Genomic DNA, 22,524 nt, shown 5'->3' on the forward strand with positions numbered 1-22,524 from the left:
CGAAGCGGGTGGCGGGTCATGGGCGAAGTGCAGGACACGGATCGCGTCCACGAGCGCGCGCTACCTGACGGCGAGAGGCGCCCGGTGGACCGCGAGCGGCTCGCCGACCGTCTTCTGAAATCGTCACAGCGGCTCGCCCTGGACCCCGCGGTGGAGGTCGCTTGGGATAGTGCGTGGCAGGGCGACATGTTCTTCCTCCCCGAGGAGCTGGTCTCCCTGTATGGCACACCGTTGTGGGAGACGATGCCGCGCGCCCAGCGCGTGGAACTGTCCCGCTACGAGGCGGGCTGCCACGCGTGGACGGCTCTGTGGGGCGAGAACCAGCTGATTCAGCTGGTGGCGCAGCACATCTCACGCCTGGACCCCTCCACGAAACACGTCCAGTACGCGCTGACCGAGTTGGAGGAGGAGTGTCGGCACAGCCAGATGTTCGCGCGCCTGATGGGCAAGTTGGGCACCCCCGCCTATCACCGCAGTTTCGTGGACCGTTGCCGGGCGAAGCTCTGGAAGGTGTCGATGGGGCCGATCAGGGTGTTCACGTCGGTCCTGATCATCGAGGACGTGCTGGACCGTCTCCAGCGTGCCACCATCGACGACGCGTCGGTCCAGCCCGTCATCCGTGACGTCGCCCGTGTCCACGTGGTCGAAGAGGCCCGGCACATCAGTTACGCGCGAGCGGAGTTGGAGCGTCAGATGGCGTCCTGTCCTGCGTTGAAGCGCTACGCCACGCAGTTCATGTCGGGATTGTGTGCTGTCTTCGTGTCGCGGGGACTGATTCCGCGCGAGGTCTACACCGCAGTCGGCCTCGACTCCCGTGACGCCGCCCGCCAGGTCCGCGCGAGCGCCCACCGCGGCGCAACGCTGTGCTGGTCGGCTAAGCGCTTGACGACGTTCTTCGCCCAGATCGGGATCATCGGCCCTGCCGGCGCCTGGGCCTGGCGCCGCTCTCGGTTCCTGTAGCCGACAGTCGACAGCACGCGGGGTGAGCGGGGCCGGGACAGCCGCAGAGGCCGGCCCCGCAAGAACCGGCTACGCCCTCGCGCGCCTGGTGCTCCTGGTGCTCCTGTCAGGGGGTTTCCGGCCGGCCTTCGACACAGCCGTGCCGCGCGTGAAGTGGGTACCCCGGCGCCCCGTACACGCGTCTGTGACCACCGGCGTCTCAGTGCACACGAGAAGCTCGTCTGCTCGCACTTCAACTCCTACGGGCTCGCTGCTCGTCACCTTTGCGCTGGATGAGCCTGTCCAACTGCTCAATGGTCGCGGCCTCCCTGATGTCGGAGTCGCTGACATCGATGCCGAGGCGGTCACCGAGGAGGAGTGAGAGTTCGACGATCGCGAGCGAGTCGAAGCCCGCCTCGTGGAGGCTGCCATCCATGGCCAGCCGGTCCGCGGGAAGTTTGAGGTCATTGAGCAGAATGCTTTCGAGCTCACCGTTCATGGTGGGGTTCCTCGTCGTCGTGTTCAGGAGGCCAGTTCGGGCCAGGTGAGGGTGACAGCTCCCCACGTCAGCCCGGCACCGAACGCGGTGAGCAGAACTCGCTGTCCTGCCTGGAGGCGATCATCGGAGGCTGACTGCGCCAGGAGCAACGGGATGGAGGCCGCGCCGGTGTTGCCCACCAGGTCCACGTTGCCCAGCACCCGCGAGTCAGGCACCTCAAGTTGCCGAGCGACGAAGGAAGTGATCCGCGCGTTGGCTTGATGCGGCACCAGGCGGTCGATGTCGTTCATACACCAGCCGACCGCGGCGACGGCCTGTGCGCAGGCGGAGGTCATGCGATCAACTGCATGACGGAAGACCTCGGCCCCCTGCATCTGCAAGGAACCTGGGTGCGCGGCTTGGATCAGTTCGGCCTGCGTGCCGTCACTGCCCAGCACCACCGGTCCGATCGCCCCGTCATCCTCCAGTCGCCCACGGCGCAGCACCATGGCTCCTGCGCCGTCGCCGAAGAGCGGCACGGTCGTGCGATCATCTCGGGCTGGAAGGGTGGAAAGTCTGTCCACACCGATGATGAGCACGGCGTTTGCCGTCCGGGAGCTGATGAAGCCGACCGCCGTGGCGAGCCCGTAGAGGAATCCGGTGCACCCTGCGGCAAGATCGATCGCTGGGACCCCGGTCAGGCCCAGCCGGGATGCGACGGCAGGCGCGGCGGCAGGGCAGCACCGGTCAGGAGTCGTCGTGGCCAGGACCACCGCCTCCACCGACGTCGCACCCGCGACCGCTAGTGCCTGTTCCGCCGCCTGTACCGCCAGGTCTTCGGTAGAGCTGTCGGCGCCGGTGACGTGTCGAAAGGAGATGCCGGTACGGGAGCGAATCCACTCGTCCGTGGTGTCCAGGCGAGTGCAGAGCTCCGCATTGGAGACGACGCGTGAAGGCAGCGCGGCGCCGATACCGCAGATGACCGCAGCGGTGGCATCGCCAGGGTTGTGCATCACGCCTCCTTGAGTTTTCGGTAGGCAACCATCAGGCTCTGCCGGACTGCGACCATGTACCACGCGCGAGGTGCGAAGAGCAGGTCAAGAAGGCGAGGTCTGGGTACGGTCGTGCACTGAGGGTGGCGCCGCGGATGTTGACCGGGACGTGGACGGGCACCTGCGTGAGCTTGCCTGACCGCACGCGGGGGAGTCGATGGCTGCGCCGTGAGCGTCGGTGCCGGCGGTGGCGATACCGGCCCCGGCGACAGAACGGCCCCGGCCGCAGCGGTGACCGCAGCGGCCGGGGCGGTACGGAACATCGAATGGTCTCCTTGGGTGTGGTGCATCCGCCGCACAGGGCGCGGCGGTCGACTTCTCAACGCCTCTGCTTCGTCGCAGGTCACGGGTGTTCGACCGAATCGGCGACGACCTGTGGGACGACACTGCGGACGCACGCGGGGCTGTTGGAGTGAACGAGTCTCCAATGATTTTGGCCGCCATGACGCTACCAACCGGCATCTCGTTCACCGGGTGCGACATCGAGGCCCGGGCGGGCCTGACAACAGAGCCTTCTCCCTGCCGGGTCCGACCGCGTCATCCGGGTGTCGCTGCGCGCGGACGGTGGGTGGCTGCAACTGCGGGTGGCCAGGGCAGGGTACGTGGCCACATGAGTCTCAGACCCGCTGATCCCGCCGTCACAGGTGCGGCCGCAGGGCGGCGGGACCTGTGGAGACGCCGTAGGCAGCGTCCGCGGTCACCCACCGGAACGGGAGAACATCGCCGTCCTCAGATCCTGCCGCCGTTCGGGGCGGCGGGGCGTCACTAGCGGGGCGGATGGGCTCGGCGGTAGAGGTGGTCGGCCCGCCACAAGGCGAGGGCGGTGAGTGCGGCCCCGGTGCGGACTGCCTTTCTCATACGGCTGTCGATGCGGTCCTCGGTGGGTGAGAAACGTTGTTTGGCGACTGAGGCCACCTGCACCGTGAGTTCCTGGTTGGCGAGGTCGCGCAGCAGACCGCGCAGTTCACCGGGGCGGATTGCGCGGCGATGAGGAGTTCCATGGCGGTGCGGGCGGCCTGAGCCTCGGACAGGGCATCGCGGGCGTAGTCGAAGAGGATCGTGCGCATCTGGTCCTGGAAGACTCCTGTGACGGAGAGTTCGGGGGCGAGGTAGCGGACGGAGCCGTCGGTGTTGGCGAAGGACTTGCCCAGGATGGAGACCATGGGGCTGGTCTGGATGCCCCGCCGGGTGGAGTGGCTGAGGACTTGGGCCAAGGTGGTGCCGAAGTTCAGTTCCTCGAGGGAGGCTGTGGTGATCTTGGGAACAAGGGTCGTCATGTCCTGGGCGAAGGCGGAGACGTCGGCCCAGGCGGTGAGCCTGCCCATGTCGATCCATGCCTTGGCCAGGGCCGTGCCGTCGTTGCGGGAGAGGCTGAGCAGAATGAGCATCAGGGACATGCTCAGTCGGCGGTCGATGTGGCCGACCATGCCCCAGTCGATGAGGGTGGCGGGTTCGCCGGGCGAGACGAAGATGTTGCCGGGGTGGGGGTCCGCGTGGAAGACCATGTCGGTGAAGTAGCCCTGGTACATGTAGGCGAGGATCTCGCGCCCGATGGCGATGCGTTCCTCCCGTTTGAACGCGGTGGGATCCGCGTCGCGGATGCTCATGCCGGGGGCGAGGCTCTGGATGAGGACGGTGGGGGTGGCATCCAGGACGTCGGGGACGTTCAGGAGGGTGAATGAGCGGGCGGAGGCGCGGGCGCGGTCCATGTTCCCGGCTTCGAGGACGAAGTCGAGTTCTGGTCGCATGGCGTCCAGGATGACGCCGAGCATGGCTTTGGTGTCGATGGTGGCGTTGAAGACGGGGGCTCTCGCGGCGAAGTGGCGCGCGGCGCGCTGGAGCATCTTCATGTCCTCTTCGACGACATGGCGGATGTGAGGACGCTGTACCTTGACCGCGACGGGCCGGCCGTTGTCCAGGCGGGCGGCGTAGACCTGGGCCAGGGAGGCGGCGCCGAGCGGTCGGTGGGTGTCGAAGCTCTGGAACATTCTGCGCCAGCCCCGGCCCAGCGCGGTTTCCAGGACGGGTTCCATGTGTGTGAAGGGCAGCAGGGACGCACGGTCGTGCAGGTTCTCCAGTTCTCTCGCGATCGAGGTGGGGACGATGTCCTCCCGCGTCGAGAGGATCTGGCCGACTTTGATGTAGAACGGGCCGAGTTGCTCGAAAGCCTCCCGTACGGCGACGGCACGCCGCTGGGCTCTGGCGTGGCCGCTGTCTTCGGTGGCGCGGTGGCGCCAGGCTTCGCCTGCTTCGCGGGTGAGGAGGTTGCGGGCGACGCGTGCCAGAAGGCGGGCGCGGGCTGCGCTCACGCTGTGCCCGTTCGCGGCGGGGGCGGAGGTTCGTGCTGTCGTACCGTGCTGTGGCGGGGGCGGGGCGGGGCCAGCCACGCCAGGGTGTCGGGCAGGGCGAGAGTCAGGATGCTGAGGAGGACGTCGATGGTGCATTCGGTGCCGGTGTCCTCTTGCAGGACGACGAAGCGGCGTCCCGCCCGGATGTCCTCGCGCAGGGTGTCGAGGTCCACCGGCCGGCCGGTGGGCGCGGGTTCGTACAGCCCGCCGGCGGCCGTGCGATGCACGATGCGCTCGCCGGGGCGCGGGGCTGCGGACATGGCGGGGGTTCCTCTCGTCGGCAGCACGTGGCACGGGTCGTGAGTGACGGCGTCACCGGACCGGGTGGTGCGGTCCGGCCCGGTGACGCGGCGCCGCCAGGCCATCGGACCGGCGACGTTCCAGCGGCTGCACATGTGGAGGCACGACGGCGCCTGACGACGGGGCGGGCGCCGCTGTGCACGGTTTTCGGATACGGGGCCTACGGCGCAGGTCCGGGTGCGCTGCTGGTGCTGAGGTCCGTCAAGCGCCTGTTCGGATACCTGCGCCGCGTCGGCTGTCGTGGCCTTGACCTGTGCTTCTGAGGAATCCACACAGGCACGGGGACCTCTGCTGGCCGGACTGCGGTCCCGCTACCGCTGTTCCTGGCGCTCCTCGTGACGCGGGGGCGCGTCGGCGCGGCGTTGGGCCGGGCGCGGGTCGTGTCCTCGTCCGCTGTCGTCGTAATCGGCGCCCCGTTCGGCGGGGTATCGCCCGCCGTAGCGGGAGTCGGGGTCGTTGTGGGGTCCGCGGTTCTCCACGGCGCGGGTCAGACCGCGGCGCAGGTCGCGTTCGGTGTCCCAGACGCGGTCCAGGGTGCCGTCGATGAACTCCTTGGAGCTGTCGGCGATACTGCCGAGCAAGCGGGTCAAACCGGTACGTTCAGTGTTGTCCTTGCGGGTCATCGGTCCTCCTGGGTTGAGAGGGTGTGGGACGGGGATCCCGCATCGCCGGTCAGCGGTGTGGGAAGGACGTGGGTGGCGGTCTGCCGGTGGCAGGCGTCCGCGAGGCGGGCGAGACCCGCGTCGATTGACGTCGTCGGCCGGTAGCGCAGATCACGCCTTGCCGCGGAGATGTCGAAGTAGTGATCGTGGGCCAATTCGGCGACGAGGAAACGGGTGAGGGGAGGGGCGTCGGTCCGCCGTCGCGCCCGCCACAGCAGTTCGGCCATGCGGGCCGCTGCCGCGGCGGGCCGGTGCGGGATGTGGCGCACGGAAGGCACCTGGGCGCCGGCGGCCCTCAAAAGGGCGCAGACCATATGTTCCAGGGTCACGGGCTGCCCCTGGGTGATGAAGTACGCCTTTCCCGCTGGTGGTGCGGTGTAGGTGAGCCGTTCCAGGGCGGCCAGGTGGGCGTCGGCGGCGTTGTCGATGTAGACGGTGTCGATGAGGTTGGTGCCGTCTCCGATCAGGGACAGCCGTCCGGAGCCGGCTGCTTTGAGCAGCTGCGGCAGGAAGTGCGGGTCTCCCGGTCCCCAGATGAGGTGTACCCGCAGGGCTGTGGTGGCGAGAGCCGGGGAGTTGGCGGCCAGCACGGCGCGTTCTGCGATGGCTTTGGACCAGGGATAGGGAGCCAGGAAGCGCCGGGGATAGGGCTGGGATTCGTCGGCACCACGCAGATGATCTCCGTTGAAGACGACGCTGGCGCTCGATGTGTGCACGAAGCGTTCCACGCCTTGTGTGCGGCAGACGGCCAGGAGGCGCTCTGTCCCCTGGGCGTTGATGGCGTGGAAGTCCTGCCTGGCGCCCCAGATGCTCGCTCGGGCGGCGGTGTGGACGACGGCTTGGCAGCCGTGCACCGCGGCGCGCAGCCGGCAGGTGTCCCGCAGGTCGCCGGTGACCTGCTGGATGCCGGGATCAAGGTGCCGGCTGGGGTGGCGGGCCAGGGAGCGCACGGCGTAGCCGGCGGTGAGGAGGCGTTGGCACACGGCGCGACCGAGGAAGCCGGTGCCGCCGGTGACGAGTACCTTCATGGCCTGTCCTCCGTGGCGGTGGCGGCTGCCCGCGCGGTGCGGGGCGCGGGAAGGGCACGGGCTGCCCACCGGGCAAGCTTTCCGCGTTCGATCTTGGCGTTGTGCCGGATGTCGACCGGGAACCCGGGATGGATGAGTAAGTGCTCGATCAGCTCGCCGCCGGGCAGGCCGTGCAACCGTTGGCGCACCCGTTGTTCGAGGTCAGCGGTGTGGTGTCGGTTTCCGGACCGTTCGAGCTCGATGCACAGAACGGCCCGCTGCCGTCCGGGGCTGCCGACGCCGACCAGAGCGGTGCGTGCGATGCCGGGCAGGCTGTTGCAGGGCGCTTCGATCTGTTCGGTGTACAGGGTGCCGCCGGTGGTGTGTACGGCGTGTGCCTTGCGGCCGCAGTAGAACAGGCGGCCTTTGTCGTCGAGCCAGCCCAGGTCCCCGGTGCGGTGAACGGTCCGCTGTCCGTCCTTGATCTTCGCTTGCGCGTTGGCCCGCGGCTGCCCGAAGTAGGCGCGGCTCACATGAGGGCCGCTGACGGTGATCTCGCCGATGGCGCCCGGTTCCAGTGCCGGGGCGTCGGCCAGGAGGCCGGTGGCGGGTAGGTCGGGCGCGATGATGCGGACGGTGAGCCGGGGTACCGGCACGCCGACCGGGGTGCCGGGCGCCGGGGGATCGGTCCTGGCGCCGCGCAGGTCGTCGCGGTCGGCGATGCTGGCGGGCAGGCACTCCGTGGCGCCGTAGACGCTGCGTATTCGGCAGGCCGCGGGCACGCAGCGATCGAGCAGGTCCAGCACAACCGGGGTGAGCGGGGCGCCGAAGGTGGCGATGTCGAGGAGACCGTCCAGGCGCAGGCCGTGTGCGGAGCAGTGCCGGGCCAGGTTGTGCAGGAGTGCGGGTGAGCCGAACAGGGCGCGGGCCTGGAAGTGCTGGATGGCCTGGATGATCGACCTCGGGTCGGTATCGGCGGGGCGGCGCGGGTCGAAGACGGGAAGCACGGTGTGGGCGCCCAGCGCCGGCAGGTACAGAGTGAAGGGGAGGAAGGCCGAAAGGACAGGAGCGCCGGCGCGGATACCGAAAGCGTCACCCACGTGATGCGCCTGCTGGCCGAGCTGCCGGTAGGTGTACTGCACACCCTTGGGCTCTCCGGTCGACCCCGAGGTGAAGGCGATGAAGGCCAGTGCGTCGTCGGCCACACGCGTGGGGGCGGGCACGGGAGAGTCGTGGGCGCCGCGGCGCAGGTCGTTCAGGCGCGGCCACGGCCCCCAGGGGCGTGAGGCGGTGCTGAGGCAGAGGGTGGCGGTGTGCCGTGCCCAGCCCAGCACGGTGCGGGCGGCGTGGGCCTTCGGCTGTCCGATGAACGCCTGGGGGGCGATCTCCTCCAGGCAGCCGCGTACCGCATCGTGGGGCAGTCCGGGGTCGATGAGGACGGGCACGGCGCCCAGGAGGATCAGCGCGTACACGTCGGTGAGGAATTCCAGCCCGTCACGGACCATCACCACGACCCGGGTGCCGGGTATGACGCCCGCGGTGGTGAGCGCCGGGGCCGTCAACTGCACCTGTGCCCGCAGTTCGGCGTAGGTGGTGGCGGTATGGCCGCCCCGGCGGGCGGGGCGGTGCAGCACGGGTGCCGTGGGCCGGTTCCTGGCCTGCTCGGCGAATGCCTCCAGCAGTTCGGGGACGGCCGTGACAGGGCTCACCACTGCAGCACCATGACGCCGATGCTCACGCCGCTGGCCACGCCGATCAGCACCACGCGGTCGCCGCGGTGCAGCCGTCCGCTCCGCTTTGCCAGGTCGAGTTGGAGGGGCAGGGACCCGGAGCCGACGTTGCCGTAGTGGGGCACCGTCGTCACCGTCCGGTCGTCCGGGATGCCGGAGTGCCGGCACAGCCTGTGCAGCAGGTTGACCGACGGCTGGTGGAAGCAGGCGAAGTCCACCGTGTCCGGCGCGATGTCCAGGTCGGTGAGGAGAGCCATGGCCTCTTTGACGGGGCCGCGTTCGAACGCGGCGACCAGCCCGGCCGAGTCGATGCGCGCCTCGGTGAGTTGCCCGTCATGGTTGCCCTGGGCGAAGGCGTTAGGCAGGTAGGCGGTGGCCCAGCCGCTGGAGTCGGCGGCGAAACGGCTGGCAATGATGCCCGGTTCGGGAGATGCCTCCACCAGCAGGGCCGATCCCAGGTCCGCGCCGGTGAACGTCGCCAGGGCCAGGGTCAGGTCGGCCCGGTCGTGGATTCGGCGGCGGGCGAACCGGGAGAGCACCTCGCCGCTGACGATGAGGACCCGTCGGTAACTGCCGCGCCGGATCAGGGCGTCCGCGATCTCCAGGGCGTTGATCACCGCGTTGCAGGCGTTCTTCACGTCGAAGGCGGGACACCGTGTTCCCAGTGCGGCGCCCACGATATGGGCGGTGGCCGGTTCCTCCATGTCGGAGGTGACGGCCGCGTAGATCAGCAGATCGATGTCGGAAGCCGGACAGTCCGCGCGGTCGAGGGCCTTACGGGCTGCGGCTGTCGCCAGGGTGGACGGGTAGGCGTCAGGCGGCGCGATCACGCGGCTCTTCAGCCCGTACAGACGCTCCAGTGGCTGATCCGGCACGGGCAGATCGCCCGCTGCCGAACGCAGCATCGCGTCGAGTTCGGCCACGCTCTGGCGTCCGTCGGGCACTTCTACCGCTACCTCGCGAATGCGTGTGTACACCTTGCTCTCCATGGCCTCTCCCCTTTCCCTCATCGGGGCTCGTCGCCCGAGTGGTGCGGCGCGCGCCGTGGCGTTTCGGACGTCTCCCGGTTGCCGGTGACCGGGGTGGGCCGGGGCGCATCGAGCTGTCCCGCGGGTGGGGTCGCGGCGAGAAAATCCTGGATGGCCGGGATGAGCGCGCGGCCCGCGTCCTCCAGGACGTAGTGGCCGGCCTGCGGATAGCGGTGCACCTGCGCTTTCGGGAGCCGCCGCTGCCACTCCCGCAGCAGCGTCTCGGTGAAGACCGGGTCCTTCTCACCCCAGCCGATGAGCGCCGGCAGTTCGGCCAGGGCCGCGTCCTCCCTCTCGGCGCCCTCCATGAGGGGCCACGCCGGGTCGGAAGGGTGCAGGGGGATGTCCTGTACGAAGCGGACGATCGCGAGCCGGTGGCGCGCCCTGCGGTAGGGGGCGCCGTACGCGCGGCGAACCTCGGCCGGCAGTGGCCGTGTCACCCCCGCCGGGCAGCAGCCCTGACGAACGCATTGCTCGTGTGGACCATTCGCGCCGCCCACTGGTGGTTGCGGATGAGGCGCAGCGCGAGGGGGAGGCGGTAGTCGTGCGGCCAGGGGAAGGCTGTGGTGTTGAGCAGCACCAAGCGCCGCACGAGGCCCGGATTGCGGCGAGCCAGGGCCATGCCGATGGTTCCGCCCCAGTCGTGGGCCACCAGCGTCCAACCCCGGTCGGCGACTCCGCGCTCCTTGATGAGGTGGTCTGTGAGTCTTTGCAGGTCCGTCAGGCGCTGCATGGCGGAGTAGGAGTGGTGGCGCTCGTCGGGCCGGCCGGAGAGTCCCATCCCGATGTGGTCGGGTGCGATGCAGCGGTAGGAGCCGCGCAGACCCTGGATGAGGTGACGCCAGTAGTAACTCCAGGTGGGGTTTCCGTGGAGCAGCATGACCGGCTCGCCCGCCCCCTCGTCCACGTAGTGCTGGCGGGCGCCGCCGGGGTGCCCGTACCAGTGGGGAGAAAAAGGGTATCCGGCAGCGCTCAATTCTTCTGGAGTCACGAATTCCTACCTTCCTTGCGAGAGCATGAGGAAGCCTGCTCACGATCATTTTCCGGTGTTTCGGTTCCGCCTGTCCGACAGCATCGTGTGCGGATCCAGCCAGAGGAAGGACGTGGCGCGAACGGCGCCCTGGGATCTTCGTGCACGAATCTGGATGCGGAACGGAGGCCAGGGTGAGGAGTCGCGGAGAGGCGACATGGTGCACGCAGTCGGCGAATCACCTTTTCCTCTTTTAGTTGTCATGACGGTGTGGAGTCAAGCAGGGAAACTCGTCGATGTCCGATAACTCGCACTCGATTTCCAGCCGAAAATTATTACCGAATCTTCCTCCTGCGCAGCTCGCGGCAGTACAGAGGGCAACGAGTGGCGCATTTCTCTCCGCAGATGACCAGCTCTTTCGGCTGGAAATCCACACTTTTACGTAAATGGGAGTCCACAGGTGCGCATGTGACAGAAAGAGGCGGCCTTTGCTTCTGCTAATTCAGCTCGCCACTGTGGTGGGTGTTATTCATTTGCCCCGTGTTCTCATTGAGACCGCACCGAAAAGCGTTAATTTATTTGCCTGCCGGATGGGGTGGTATCTGTAGTCGAGGGAGATCGCCCATGGCGTTCCCACATAAAATGCGAGATGCCGGACGAGGAAGCATCCAGGCATATCCGCGACCAGGGCCGTTTCGCCGCCCACGACGCAAATGTCCGTGAAACCCCGCCCCGGCGATCGCTGCGCAGACGCAGTCCGCCACCTGTCCAAGGAGAAATCCATGAAATCCGAACAGTCCGTCCACCAGGCCCTCGTCGCACTCCTCGACAGGACGGTCGAGGACCTCGCACCCGCAGACATCGAGTGGGACAGCGACCTCAAAGACGACCTGGACATCGACTCGCTCGCCAGGCTCGAGGTCATCGCGGCCATCGAGGAGCACTGGAGCATCAAGGTCCCTGAGGAGGACGCCGAAGAGCTCCACACCGTGCGCCAGACCGTCGACTACATCATCGAAGCCACCAACACCCCCGCGTGAGACTCCCCGCACCCCGTATCCCTCATCCCCCGGGAGCAAATCCGTGACCCACTCCCCCTGCCATGTCGCCATCACCGGCCTGGGCGCCACCACGCCCCTCGGCGGTGACGTCCCCACCACCTGGCAATCCCTACTCGCAGGCAAGACCGGTGTGTGCCGCTTCGACCTCAGCGCGCAGTGCGGCCACCCCCTGCCGGTGCGGATCGCCGCCCCCGCCGCAGTGGACCCCGCCACACAGCTGAGCGCCGCTCAGGTCCGTCATACCGACCGCAACGCCCAGTTAGCCCTGATCGCCGCCAGGGAAGCGTGGCACGACGCCGGCTACCACACCCCCGCCACCAGCGACGACAGCGCGGTCACCGCCACACGAGTAGCGGCGGTGATCGGGGTGGCCGTCGGCAGCTACCTCAGCAATTTCCACCAGTACGACCTTCTGCTGCGGGAGGGCCCCTCCCGCGTCGACCCGCGTTGCATCCCCATGATCCTGCCCAACCGTGCCGCGGCACAGGTGGGTCTCCTCATCGGCGCCCGGGCATCCGTTCACGTTCCCGTCAGCGCCTGTGCCTCCGGCGCCGAAGCCCTCGCCCTCGCCCTCCGCCTCATCCGCGACGGCCAGGCCACGGTCGCCATGGCCGGCGGCACCGATGCGGCACTGCATCCCCTGATAGTCGCCGGCTTCTCCCGAATGCGCGCCCTGTCCCGCCGCAACGACGAACCCCACCGGGCATCCCGTCCCTTTGACGCCACACGGGACGGCTTCGTCCTGGGCGAAGGCGCGGCCATGCTGGTCCTGGAGAACGCCGACTTCGCGCGCCGCCGCGGCGCCCGCATCTACGGATACCTGGCCGGTGCCGGCATGAGCAACGACAGTCATCACGTCGCCCAGCCCAGCCCTGACAGCGCCGGAACGGTGCAGGCCATCACCGGCGCATTGGCCGACGCCGGCATCGAGGCGTCCCGCATCCGCCACATCAACGCCCACGCCACCTCCACCCCCGTCGGCGACCTCGCCGAGGCCAGGGCACTGCGTACTGCCCTCGCCTCAGCCACGGACAACGCCGTCGTTTCCGCCACCAAGGCCGCCTTCGGTCACACCCTCGGAGCCGCCGGCGCCCTTGAGGCCCTGACCACCGTCCTCGCCCTCGCCCACCGCATCGCACCGCCCACGTGCACCCTGGAGGAAACAGGAGAGGGCATCGACCTCGACATCGTCGGTGCTCAACCACGCGAGCTGCCCGCCGGAGACATCGCAGCCCTCAGCACCAGCCTCGGCTTCGGCGGCCATAACGTCGCCTTGGTGCTGCGCGGCCCGTCATGACCCCCTCCACCCCATGCCCCCGAGGTTCTCCCGCCGCCCGCGCCCGCCCGGCTCCGGCCGCCACCACATCCGGCCGGAGTGCCGTCATGCTCTGCCCGGGCCAGGGGGCCTACCGGCCCGGTGCCCTCACCGCCGTACAGCACCTCCCCGACGTCGCCACCGTCCTCGCCACCGTCGACGACGTCACACCCCGCACCGCACACCCTGTCACCCGGCTGCTCACCGACCGTGACGCCCCACAACCCGCTGATCTCCTGGCCCTCGACCCCCTCGCCTTCGACCTGGCCACCTACACCGGAACCGTCGCCTGCGGCAACGCCCTTCGTCACCACTTCCGCAGCCGCCCACAGTGGGTCATGGGCCACAGCGTCGGCGACATCGCAGCCATGGCCGTCGCCGAAGCCATCACCACCGAAACCGGCGCCCGCCTCCTCCACGCCCGGCACACCCTGCTACGCGCCCTGCCCCCACCCACCGCTCCCGACGCCTCCGGCATGCTCGCCCTGGCCCTGCCCGTCGCCGAGGTGGTAGCCCTCCTCGCAACCCTCGGCTTGCACCACACCCGCATCGCCGGCGACAACGCACCCCAGCAGACAGTCGTCTCCGGCCCGCTCGGAGAACTGCGTATCCTCCACACCCTCGCCCGCGCCGCGGGAACCCGCTGCGCCCCTTTGCCCAGCCGTACCAGCTACCACCACCCACTGCTCACCACCGTCGCCACCGTGCTCGACACCTGGATGGAAACTGCCGACGTACGCCTGCCCGCGGTCCCTCTCTACTCCTCCGCCCTGGCTCGCCCCGCACCCACCCTCCAACACATCCGGAAACTCGCCACCCAGCACCTGAACCACCCCGTGCTCTTCCAGACATCCCTGCATCGCCTCCACCGACAAGGCGCCGTCATCTACATCGACTCCGGACCCGGCGCCCTGCTGTCCTCCCTGGTAGGGGCCGTCCTCCCCGCCGCCGTGACGATCGCCCCCCTACGAGGCCGAACCGATCCCGACGCCATCACACGCCGCCTCGCCACCACCACGCTTGGACCTGATCCACTTTGACGCCGGGGCGGGCGAACTCGCGACGGAGTAGCAGCGCCTCGCGGCCACACCGCCCGGCCGCACCCACCGGAGTCTCGCTGCATGGCTGCCACGGGCGCTTCGGCGACGGTGAACTGGCCTCTGTTCCTGCCAGGGAGCGAGGATCCCTCCTCGCCCAAGGCCGATCCGGCCAGAGTGGCCCGCCGTGGCAAGTGCGTCATCTCTGCCCAGGTAGACATATCAAGAGGTGGCAGCTGGCCCTCGACATGATCGACGAGACGCGGTCCTGGGGCATCGAAATGCCCCAGGTCATCATCGACGGCGGCTACGGTGACACCGCCGCATTCCGGCTCGGCCAGGAAGAACGCGGTCTCGACTACGTGGTGGGCATCTCGACCACGACCACCGCACACCCCGAGAACGCACAGCCGCGCATCCCGGCCTACACAGGGCGCGGCTCACGGCCGGTTCCCGCCTGCCCCGAGCCGGCCCAGCGATGGAAACGGCACCAGCGCACCTCCACGACCGCGCCGGCGGCACGGGACGCCTTCTCCACCAGTCGACGAGCCGGAGCGAAGTACCGAGGGCACACGCTCTCCGCTCCTGACGTCCCGCAAAGAACGCGCCGGGGCAGACGCGTAGCCCCGGCGCGAGCGGAGCACCGTCGGCACCGGCGCTCACCCTGCGGGCGAAGCGTGCTGACGGGAAATCAGCCCGACTCGCGCACGACGAGTTCGTTCGGCATGATCACCGGCCCTGTGGGGCCGCCGTCGATCAGGCCGAGGAGCAGGTGGACGGCGGCGGTCGCCTGGTCGGCCATCGGGCTGCGCACCGAGGTGAGCGCGGGACTGGTGTAGGACGCGGCTTCTATGTCGTCGAAGCCGATGACCGCCACGTCTTCGGGGACGCGTCGGCCCGCTTGATGGAGGGTGCGCAGGGCTCCTATCGCCATCAGGTCGTTGGCTGCGAACACCGCATCGAGGTCGGGGTCGTCCTCCAGGAGCTGTCGCATGGCTTCGGCGCCAGAGGCTCTGGTGAAGTCGCCCAGTGCCACGATGGAGCGACGGCCGGTGTCACGGAGCGTCTGACGGTAGCCATCGAGGCGCTCACGCGCCTCGTACAGTTCGAGCGGCCCGGTGATGGTGGCGATCCGGCGCCGATCGCGCTCCAGGAGATGACGCACGGCCAGCGCCGCTCCGCCGGCGTTGTCCAGCGCGACGTACGGGACGTCCTGTGCGGAAGTGCGGTTGAAGGACACGACAGGCAGGCCCTGCCGGGCCAGTGCGGCCGGCAGGGGATCCGTACCGTGCAAGGCGACCAGGAGCACGCCGTCCACATGCCCGCCGGCGATGTACTGCACGACTCTGGTCCGGCTCCGGTCCGATTCCGCGAGCATGAGCACGAGCCGTTTGCCCGCCGTCTCGAGCTCTCTGCTGACGGCGCGGACCACGGTGGAGAAGAGAGGATCGTCGGAGACGACGCCTTGAGGCGGGTCGGACACCACCACGGCGAGGGTGTCTGTGCGGCGGGTGACGAGATTGCGTGCCGCCCCGTTGGGTACGTAGCCCAACTCCTTCACGGCGCGCAGGACGACGTCTCGGATCTGCGGGGCGACCGTCGTCTCGCCGTTGATGACCCGGGAGACGCTCGATTTGGACACGCCCGCTCGGGCGGCCACCACATCGAGAGTGGGGCGTCTCATACCCGTCCGTCCCCTGTGCCGCCGCCCGGGTTCGTGCGCGGGGCGGGTTTTCTCATCAGGGAGACCTCCGGCTCTGCGTCATGGCGATGCGAGCAGCGTATCCGCAGGCCGGGGCGGCATGAGCGTGCTCGGAAAGGCGCTCCCGCAGCGCCACCCCGTGGCTGTCGGCGCACCGCGTAGACCATGAGAAACCGCTCCCTCCATTCGTCGTGGGTGTTAACTCGCTCTTTTTTCGAGGTGAAACAGAGCTTGACAGCCCTCACCAGTCCCTTCATTCTCCCAGTCAGGGAGCGCTCCCTCACGTCTCCCATTTGAGGAGTCGCCCATGCAAGCGCCGCTGCGTCGCTTCAGCTTATTTTTGGCCCTCGCAACCGCACCGCTCGCTTTCATCGCTCTCCCTGCCCCTTCCGCGCAGGCGGCGGAGGTGCTGCTCTCTCAGGGAAAGCACGCCATCTCCTCAAGTACCGAGGGCAACTTCAGCGCTCGTAGCGCCGCCGACGGCGCCCCCGGGCCGCGCTGGTCCAGCGCCTTCGCCGACCCGCAGTGGCTTCAGGTCGACCTCGGGGCAAGTGCCGGGATCAGCCGGGTCGCCCTCACCTGGGAAGCCGCATACGGCACGGCGTTCAGGATCGAGGTCCCGAGCGACGCGGAGAGGTGGACCGTCGTCCACCAGACAGCCGCGGGCACGGGCGGCACCCAGAACCTGACTGTTTCCGGCACCGGCGGCGATCCGATACAGGCTCCGCCCCTGCCCAGTGACCCAGCGAACCCGCCACGGCTGGTGTGGAGCGACGATTTCGACGGCGCCGCAGGCAGCAGGCCCGACTCCTCGAAGTGGAGAGCCGATCCGGGCACCCGGCCGAACAAGGAGCTGGAGTACTACACCGACCACTACAACGCCTCACTGGACGGGGCGGGACACCTGGTGAGGGAAGCACGCACGGAGGCCACCGCCGGATCGTCGTGCCCGCGTGACCCGCTGAGCGGCAGCACCACGTGTCAGTACACCTCGGCCCGGATGAACACCGGCGCGACGTTCCAGTTCACCCACGGGCGCGTCGAAGCACGCATCAAGGTGCCCAAGGGCAACGGTCTGTGGCCCGCGTTCTGGATGATGGGCGGCGACTTCCTGACGAGCCGACCGTGGCCCTACAACGGCGAGACCGACATCATGGAAATCCTCGGCAAGGACGTGAAGACCGCTTACTCGACCGTCCACGCGCCCGCCTACAACGGCGGGGGTGGAATCGGCGCCCCGTACCCGTTGACCGCGAAGGCCCCGGGCGGCTCCGCCCCCCCGTGGGCGGCGGTCCGAGACACCCAAATCCCTTTGCGGGCAAACGCCACTGTCCGCCTCCCGCTCTCCCATCGCTGCACTTCGGCGAGCAGACCCCTCACCCCCGATGCCCGTAAGGAAGTGAAATGCGCAGATATCCCGCCCATCTGTACACACTGTTGGTGAGCACTCTGGCGATCGTGCTGGCCGCCGCCCTGAGCTTGACCGTATCGACCCAGCAGGCCCAGGCCGCGACGGTCACCGTCCAGGCCGAGTCCTACGCAGCCCAGTCGGGTGTCGCTTGGGAGGCGACCGGGGACACCGGGGGCGGGCAGAATGCCGCGTTCCTCGCCAACGGCGACTGGATGCGCTACGACAACGTCGACCTCGGCGCGGCCGGCCGGTTGACGGTATCGGCCCGGATCGCGTCCGCCGTCGGCTCGGGTACGGTGGAATTCCGGACCGGCAGCCTGACCGGACCACTGCTCGCCGTCATACCGGTCTCCCCGACCGGTGGTTGGCAGACCTGGGCCACACAGGCCACCGACGTCACCACCCACCCCACCGGGTCACAGACGGTGTTCGCCGTGCTGCGCAGCACGGCGGCCGGTGACTTCGTCAACATCAACTGGTTCTCCTTCGTCGGCGCGGGCGACAGCCCGCGGCCGGATGGATCCCCATCGACCAGGCCAAGTGGGACGCCCAGTTGGCGCAGTTCCGTGCGATGACGCCCGCCGCCGTGCCCGCCGGCATCGTCCGGGTCCCGGAGTTCAACGCCACCTGCTCCTACAGCCACTCCAAGCCGGACGACCCCATCGTCCTGCCGGGCCTGCCCGGTGCGTCCCACATGCACAGCTTCTTCGGCAACAAGAGCACCGACGCGTTCTCCACCACCCAGTCGCTGCTGACCAACACACCCACCAGTTGCACCCCGGCAAACGACCTCTCGGCGTACTGGATCCCGACCCTGTACGAAGGCGACAAGGCCGTCGAAGCCGAGAGCATGATCGTGTACTACGGTTCCCGACTCATCGACCCCTCGGCGACCGTGCCCTTCCCACAGGGGTTCCGCATGATCGCGGGCAACGCCAAGACCCAGACGCCCACCCCGGCGGGCTCGCCGGGCCAGTACTGGTGCGCCGGCGAGGGCGGTGAGATCGGCCGCAGCGCCGACGGCAACTGGCCGCGCTGCGCCCCGAAGGCCCATCTCACCCATCAACTCGTCTTCCCCGACTGCTGGGACGGGAAGAACCTCGACAGTCCCGACCACAAGTCACACGTGGCGACCACCTACGACGGCAAGTGCAGCGGCGCCTACCCCGTCGCCATCCCCAACATCTCCTTCGTCGTCAGCTATCCGACCAGCGGCAGCACCGCGGGCTTCCGGCTGGCCTCGGGCATGGCATCGTCCATCCACGGCGACTTCTTCAACGCCTGGGACAACGCCGGTCTCGGGCACCGCGTGAAGGACTGCATCACCCAGAAGGCCAAGTGCAACTCCGCCGGCACCTTCTGACCCTGTGGTCGGCGTGCGCCATGGTGGTGGCGCTGCTGGCCGTCGGCTGCACCTCGCAGCCGACGGCCGGCTCGTCGCCGGGACCGGCCTTCAACGCCACCGACACCGCTTGGATCCTGTTGATGATCCCCATGGCCGAGCGCGCACAACTCCTGACCGATCTGGCCCCCTCCCGCACGGCGGACCCGAGCCTGGCCCAGCTGGCGGCGAAGACCGGATCGACACTGCGCGGAGACCTCCGCCGACTGCGCGCGGTGCTGCGTCTCTCAGGCGCCCCCGATACCCACCCCCACGAGGGACACGACATGCCGGGCATGGTGAGCCTCGGCACCCTCGAAAAGGCGGCAGCCACCAACGGCCAGGCGTTCGACCGGATCCTCATCGACGCGCTGCGCGCCGACTTCACGCAGTCCCGGTTGCTCTGCGCCGACGAGCAGACCCACGGCCAGGCCGACGAGGCGACGGAACTGGCCGCAGCCATCGCGAGGAGCACGGCCGAGCAGATCACCCAACTGGACAAGCTGCGAGCAGCACAGCCTGCGACGTCCGGCGACGAGACCACGGTGGCGCCCGGGCCGGACGCCACCGTGTCCAGGACGTCTGTCGCCTCGCGGACCCCGGCACTGTAAATCGTTCGACTCAGACCCGAAACGCGCAGATCGATCACGACCCGATACGCCCCTGGCACACCCGCGATAGCGGCTGTGAGCATGCTGGACGTGGCAACGTGGACAGCGAGGCTGCGAACAGCCGTCACGCGGCAGCCAGTTTGGGGCGCGGGTTCGGTGTGGCGTCATTCGTGGAACCAGAGAACCGTCATCCGGTCCTGGGTAGTCAGCAGTTGGGCCAGTCGGGCCTCGTCGCCGGCCACGAGTTGGCGGCCTCTAGGCGGAACTCGTACCGGCTCATACAGGGGGCGGGCCCGAGAGGAACTCGTGCGCACGCGGACCCCATCCGTCCGGTGCCGGCAGCACGTTCAGCGCCTCGACGTGCCTCATAGCCTGATCGGCATCAGCTGCCACTTCAGGGTGGGCCATCCGCGCCAGAAAGGTGAGCGGTACCTCGTCCGGTCCGTGGGAGAGCTCCAAGCGGGAGTCCTCGAAGATCCAGTGGTCGGGCGGGTCGTAGTTGTTCAACCGGTGCTGCGATATCGGCGCGGACGGTCGAAAGCTGACTGTTGCCGACTGGAGGTCGGTCCAGGAGCGTCGACATGCCGGTAAGCGCAGCGAAGCGGCTCATCTGACGGCCCTCGTCGCGCGGTGCCTCGCTGTAGTCCGGGCGGTGGCCGGTTCCAGATCCTTGAGGCTCAGCTCGATGCAGTAGGCGGGCGTCATCGGCTGCCGACGCCACAAGTCGGCCAGTACTCCGGCATCGAGGGGGTCGACGCCGCTCCCGTGCGCGAGGCGCATGCCGACGCGGCGCGCTTCGCCGCAGTCGCTGCGACCGGGAGCACGATCCGGCACCGGGGATCCGCCCGGGGGCCGGGCTCCGGGTGCCGCGTCCACGGCCCACCTGATCAGGCACTTGTGAGCGGTCCCAAAAGAACCGAGCTCTTCTTGCCAAAATTTGCGTAAGGCTGATCGGTTTTTGCGTGTGCGGTGTATCTTGATCCTCGTGACGATGAAGCTGATGCGGGTGGCGGAGTTCGCGGGCGTGAGTGAAGTGACGGTCCGTCGGGTGCTCAACGGGAGTCCGGCGGTCGCCGAGGGCACGCGGGAGCGTGTCCTGAGGGCGCTTGATGTGATCGGGCTCCAGCGTCCGGCCGCCATGGCGGCGGAGCGTTCGCCGTTGGTGGGACTGGTGGTGCCCGACCTCCAGAACCCGGTGTTCCCGGCCTTCGCCGAGGCCCTGGCGGAACGCCTGAACAAGCGGGGATTCATTCCAGTTCTTTGCACCCGCACAGCTGACGGGGTGTCCGAGGCGAATTACATCGACATGCTCCTCGCGCAGGACATCGGGGGAATCATTTTCGTCGGCTCCAGCTACGCCGATGCCGGCACCGAGCAGGGGGCGGCACTGAAAGAGCGTCAGGTGCCCGTCGTGCTGGTCAACGCGGCTGATGAGAACCCGGACGCGGTGCAGGTCGCCGCTGACGACGCGTATGCCGTGCGGCAGGCGATGGTGCACCTGGACGGTATGGGGCATGAGCGCATAGGGCTGCTGATCGGCCCCGGCGGGCACGTTCCGTCCGCGAGGAAGCTCTCCGGTTTCGCGGACTTCTGGCAGGCCAAGGAGGTCGCGTCGGGGCGGTGGCTGCCCTGGGTCGCCCACGCCCTGTTCTCGCTGGAAGCGGGAGCCTCGGCCGTCCAGGAGCTGCTGCGCCAGGGTGTTACCGCTGTCATTTGCGGTAGCGATGTGCTGGCTCTCGGGGCCGTCCGGGGTGTGCGCCGCCGAGGGTTGGAGGTTCCGGGTGACGTGTCGGTCGTCGGGTTCGACGATTCGGCGTTCATGGGATCCGTCGATCCGCCACTGACGACGTCCAGGCAGCCGGTGGCAGCCATGGCGGACGCGGCGGTGAACGGGCTGGTCGCGCAGATGGACGGCCGGCAGACGGCGGCCGGGGTGATCCTGTTCCAGGCGGAGTTGATCGTGCGGATGTCGACCGGACGCCCGCCCGCCTCTCCATCACAGGGCTAGGTATCAATATTTTGCAACTTGTCATTGACTTTTTACAGCAGCGACTTCTACCTTCTGCATGTCTGCTGGCGCTTCGGTTGACAGAACCGGCGAGCGCGGCACATTCAAGGAAGGTCGGTCCGTCATGGCTGGAACCCGAAGCCGTCGAAGTGTCATCGCCGCGGGCATAGCCTGCGCTCTCACCGGAGGGCTGGCAGCCTGCGGCGGCTCGCCCTCGTCGGGCACCAGGGACGGCGTGGTCACGATCACCGTGAACAACATGCCTCCGAAGACGCAGCCGGTGGACCGCAGGTACTTCGAGGAAGACGTCAGAGCCTTCGAGAAGGAACACCCGAAGATCAGGATTGACGCCCGTGAGGGGCAGATGGACCCCAAGACGTTCTCCGCCAAGCTGGCCGGCGGCCAGCTGGAGGACGTCTACTACGTCTACTTCACCGACCCTGCCGGTCTCATCCAGCGGCGCCAGGGCGCCGACATCAGCACGTACGTGAAGGACATGCCGTACTTCAAGGACATCAAGCCAGAGTTCTTGAAGGTGTTCACCGGTCCGGACGACAAGCTCTACGGCCTGCCCAACGGGCAGTACTCACTGGGTCTGATCTACAACCGCGACCTGTTCAAGAAGGCCGGCCTGGACCCGGACGCCCCGCCGGCCACGTGGGAGGAGGTCCGCGAGGCCGCGAAGAAGATCAGCGCGCTGGGTGAGGGCACGGTCGGTTACGCCGACTACAGCAAGAACAACCAGGGCGGCTGGCACCTGACGTCATGGGTCTATTCCATGGGCGGTGACATCGCCGTGCGGAAGGACGGCGCGTGGAAGGCGGCCTTCGACAGCGAAGCCGGCCGCAATTCCCTGCAGATGCTGCACGACATGCGCTGGAGCGACAACTCGATGGGCTCCAGGCAGCTGCTGCAGATCGAGGACGTCCAGAAGATGATGGGCGCCGGCAAGCTCGGTATGTACATGGCCGGGCCGGACAACATCCCCACCATCGTCAAGCAGTTCGAGCGCGAGTACGAGGAGTACGGTGTGGCCGCCATGCCGGGCGAGGCGACCCTCGGCGGCGGGAACGGCTTCATGTTCAACCCCAGGGCGACGCCGGAGAAGATCAAGGCCGGCATCGAGTGGGTCCAGTGGAAGTACCTGAACCCCGACCGCACCGAGTTCGAGGACAAGCGCGCCTCAGGCAACGACGTGCCTATCGGCCTGCCGCTGGACCGGCTGTTCTCCGGACAGGCGCAGGCCAAGCAGGACGCGGCCCACGCCAAGTACGCCAACGTCCCGCAGGGCAACTACAAGCCGTTCGTCGAGCGGAACGCCGGCCTGGAGCAGAAGGTCGAGCCGCCGAACGCGCAGCAGATCTACACCGTCCTGGACGGGGTCATGCAGGCGGTTCTGACGAAGAAGGACGCCGACCTCGACCAGCTGTTGGCTGATGCGTCCAAGAAGGTCGACGGCATACTCGCGACGGTCAAGTGACATG

Annotated in this window: 23 protein-coding genes and 1 pseudogene; 11 read left to right on the forward strand and 13 right to left on the reverse strand. The window is 68.4% G+C overall.

What is annotated here, in order from left to right; translation table 11 throughout:
* Positions 1 to 18: 18 nt before the first annotated feature.
* Positions 19 to 960 (forward strand): AurF N-oxygenase family protein, encoded by a 942-nt coding sequence (locus Sfulv_RS08220; protein ID WP_173313073.1) that lies wholly within the window; start codon positions 19 to 21, stop codon positions 958 to 960.
* A 232-nt stretch (positions 961 to 1,192) separates the two neighbouring features.
* Here Sfulv_RS08220 and Sfulv_RS08225 read toward each other — a convergent pair whose 3' ends face one another.
* From Sfulv_RS08225 to Sfulv_RS29765, 11 genes are all read right to left on the reverse strand, one after another.
* On the reverse strand, positions 1,193 to 1,438 hold the full coding sequence (locus tag Sfulv_RS08225; protein WP_173313074.1) for an acyl carrier protein: 246 nt from the start codon (positions 1,436 to 1,438) through the stop codon (positions 1,193 to 1,195).
* A gap of 23 nt (positions 1,439 to 1,461) precedes the next feature.
* The gene (locus tag Sfulv_RS08230) at positions 1,462 to 2,430 is read right to left on the reverse strand and encodes a beta-ketoacyl-ACP synthase 3 (protein ID WP_173313075.1); all 969 of its coding nucleotides are present in this window, start codon (positions 2,428 to 2,430) and stop codon (positions 1,462 to 1,464) included.
* Positions 2,431 to 2,461: 31 nt separating this feature from the next.
* Entirely contained in the window at positions 2,462 to 2,614 is a 153-nt protein-coding gene (locus Sfulv_RS31430; RefSeq protein WP_371874647.1) for a chaplin family protein, read from the reverse strand.
* A 709-nt stretch (positions 2,615 to 3,323) separates the two neighbouring features.
* Complete coding sequence (locus Sfulv_RS08240; RefSeq protein WP_173313076.1) at positions 3,324 to 4,778, reverse strand: ABC1 kinase family protein; 1,455 nt, start codon at positions 4,776 to 4,778, stop codon at positions 3,324 to 3,326.
* Positions 4,775 to 5,077 (reverse strand): hypothetical protein, encoded by a 303-nt coding sequence (locus Sfulv_RS08245; protein WP_173313077.1) that lies wholly within the window; start codon positions 5,075 to 5,077, stop codon positions 4,775 to 4,777. The genes Sfulv_RS08240 and Sfulv_RS08245 overlap by 4 nt, the downstream gene beginning before the upstream one ends.
* A gap of 351 nt (positions 5,078 to 5,428) precedes the next feature.
* Positions 5,429 to 5,740: a hypothetical protein gene (locus Sfulv_RS08250; RefSeq protein WP_173313078.1), complete on the reverse strand. Its 312-nt coding sequence runs from the start codon at positions 5,738 to 5,740 to the stop codon at positions 5,429 to 5,431.
* The gene (locus Sfulv_RS08255; RefSeq protein WP_173313079.1) at positions 5,737 to 6,807 is read right to left on the reverse strand and encodes an NAD-dependent epimerase/dehydratase family protein; all 1,071 of its coding nucleotides are present in this window, start codon (positions 6,805 to 6,807) and stop codon (positions 5,737 to 5,739) included. The genes Sfulv_RS08250 and Sfulv_RS08255 overlap by 4 nt, the downstream gene beginning before the upstream one ends.
* Positions 6,804 to 8,495, reverse strand: a complete 1,692-nt coding sequence (locus Sfulv_RS08260; RefSeq protein WP_173313080.1) for a fatty acid CoA ligase family protein — start codon at positions 8,493 to 8,495, stop codon at positions 6,804 to 6,806. The genes Sfulv_RS08255 and Sfulv_RS08260 overlap by 4 nt, the downstream gene beginning before the upstream one ends.
* Positions 8,492 to 9,505 carry a 3-oxoacyl-ACP synthase III family protein gene (locus tag Sfulv_RS08265; RefSeq protein WP_173313081.1) on the reverse strand — a complete coding sequence of 338 codons (1,014 nt, stop codon included), beginning with the start codon at positions 9,503 to 9,505 and terminating at the stop codon, positions 8,492 to 8,494. Before Sfulv_RS08265 ends, Sfulv_RS08260 begins: the two co-directional genes overlap by 4 nt.
* Positions 9,506 to 9,522: 17 nt before the next feature.
* A complete protein-coding gene (locus tag Sfulv_RS29760) occupies positions 9,523 to 9,984 on the reverse strand; it encodes an alpha/beta fold hydrolase (protein ID WP_218578040.1) in 462 nt (153 codons plus the stop codon).
* Positions 9,981 to 10,535 (reverse strand): alpha/beta fold hydrolase, encoded by a 555-nt coding sequence (locus Sfulv_RS29765; RefSeq protein WP_218578041.1) that lies wholly within the window; start codon positions 10,533 to 10,535, stop codon positions 9,981 to 9,983. Before Sfulv_RS29765 ends, Sfulv_RS29760 begins: the two co-directional genes overlap by 4 nt.
* Before the next feature lie 761 nt (positions 10,536 to 11,296).
* On the opposite strand from Sfulv_RS29765, the gene Sfulv_RS08275 reads away from it, so the two are divergent.
* The 4 genes and pseudogenes from Sfulv_RS08275 to Sfulv_RS30200 form a co-directional block, all read left to right on the forward strand.
* Positions 11,297 to 11,554 (forward strand): acyl carrier protein, encoded by a 258-nt coding sequence (locus tag Sfulv_RS08275; RefSeq protein ID WP_173313082.1) that lies wholly within the window; start codon positions 11,297 to 11,299, stop codon positions 11,552 to 11,554.
* A gap of 43 nt (positions 11,555 to 11,597) precedes the next feature.
* A complete protein-coding gene (locus Sfulv_RS08280; RefSeq protein ID WP_173313083.1) occupies positions 11,598 to 12,872 on the forward strand; it encodes a beta-ketoacyl-[acyl-carrier-protein] synthase family protein in 1,275 nt (424 codons plus the stop codon).
* A gap of 86 nt (positions 12,873 to 12,958) precedes the next feature.
* Positions 12,959 to 13,930 (forward strand): ACP S-malonyltransferase, encoded by a 972-nt coding sequence (locus tag Sfulv_RS08285; RefSeq protein ID WP_173313084.1) that lies wholly within the window; start codon positions 12,959 to 12,961, stop codon positions 13,928 to 13,930.
* Positions 13,931 to 14,175: 245 nt separating this feature from the next.
* Positions 14,176 to 14,379 (forward strand): annotated as a pseudogene (locus tag Sfulv_RS30200) (transposase); the annotation flags it as partial.
* A 239-nt stretch (positions 14,380 to 14,618) separates the two neighbouring features.
* Here Sfulv_RS30200 and Sfulv_RS08295 read toward each other — a convergent pair.
* Positions 14,619 to 15,611, reverse strand: a complete 993-nt coding sequence (locus Sfulv_RS08295; protein WP_173313085.1) for a LacI family DNA-binding transcriptional regulator — start codon at positions 15,609 to 15,611, stop codon at positions 14,619 to 14,621.
* Between the two features lie 424 nt (positions 15,612 to 16,035).
* Here Sfulv_RS08295 and Sfulv_RS08300 point away from each other — a divergent pair, with 424 nt between their 5' ends.
* The 4 genes from Sfulv_RS08300 to Sfulv_RS08310 are packed head-to-tail and all read left to right on the forward strand — an operon-like array spanning position 16,036 to position 19,032.
* Positions 16,036 to 17,073 (forward strand): galactose-binding domain-containing protein, encoded by a 1,038-nt coding sequence (locus tag Sfulv_RS08300; RefSeq protein WP_256668838.1) that lies wholly within the window; start codon positions 16,036 to 16,038, stop codon positions 17,071 to 17,073.
* On the forward strand, positions 17,070 to 17,615 hold the full coding sequence (locus Sfulv_RS29770; RefSeq protein WP_218578042.1) for a carbohydrate-binding protein: 546 nt from the start codon (positions 17,070 to 17,072) through the stop codon (positions 17,613 to 17,615). Before Sfulv_RS08300 ends, Sfulv_RS29770 begins: the two co-directional genes overlap by 4 nt.
* Positions 17,594 to 18,403 (forward strand): DUF1996 domain-containing protein, encoded by an 810-nt coding sequence (locus Sfulv_RS29775; RefSeq protein WP_218578043.1) that lies wholly within the window; start codon positions 17,594 to 17,596, stop codon positions 18,401 to 18,403. The genes Sfulv_RS29770 and Sfulv_RS29775 overlap by 22 nt, the downstream gene beginning before the upstream one ends.
* The gene (locus Sfulv_RS08310; protein WP_173313086.1) at positions 18,379 to 19,032 is read left to right on the forward strand and encodes a DUF305 domain-containing protein; all 654 of its coding nucleotides are present in this window, start codon (positions 18,379 to 18,381) and stop codon (positions 19,030 to 19,032) included. Before Sfulv_RS29775 ends, Sfulv_RS08310 begins: the two co-directional genes overlap by 25 nt.
* A gap of 276 nt (positions 19,033 to 19,308) precedes the next feature.
* On the opposite strand, the gene Sfulv_RS31435 is transcribed toward Sfulv_RS08310, so the two are convergent.
* Positions 19,309 to 19,629 carry an AbiJ-related protein gene (locus tag Sfulv_RS31435; RefSeq protein WP_371874715.1) on the reverse strand — a complete coding sequence of 107 codons (321 nt, stop codon included), beginning with the start codon at positions 19,627 to 19,629 and terminating at the stop codon, positions 19,309 to 19,311.
* Positions 19,630 to 20,017: 388 nt separating this feature from the next.
* Here Sfulv_RS31435 and Sfulv_RS08320 point away from each other — a divergent pair, with 388 nt between their 5' ends.
* Positions 20,018 to 21,040: a LacI family DNA-binding transcriptional regulator gene (locus tag Sfulv_RS08320; RefSeq protein ID WP_173313088.1), complete on the forward strand. Its 1,023-nt coding sequence runs from the start codon at positions 20,018 to 20,020 to the stop codon at positions 21,038 to 21,040.
* A 235-nt stretch (positions 21,041 to 21,275) separates the two neighbouring features.
* Positions 21,276 to 22,520 (forward strand): extracellular solute-binding protein, encoded by a 1,245-nt coding sequence (locus tag Sfulv_RS08325; RefSeq protein ID WP_173317684.1) that lies wholly within the window; start codon positions 21,276 to 21,278, stop codon positions 22,518 to 22,520.
* The last annotated feature ends 4 nt before the right edge of the window (positions 22,521 to 22,524 follow it).

Origin of the sequence: Streptomyces fulvorobeus, from assembly GCF_013167895.1 — a bacterium.
Classification (GTDB): Bacteria; Actinomycetota; Actinomycetes; order Streptomycetales; family Streptomycetaceae; genus Streptomyces; species Streptomyces fulvorobeus.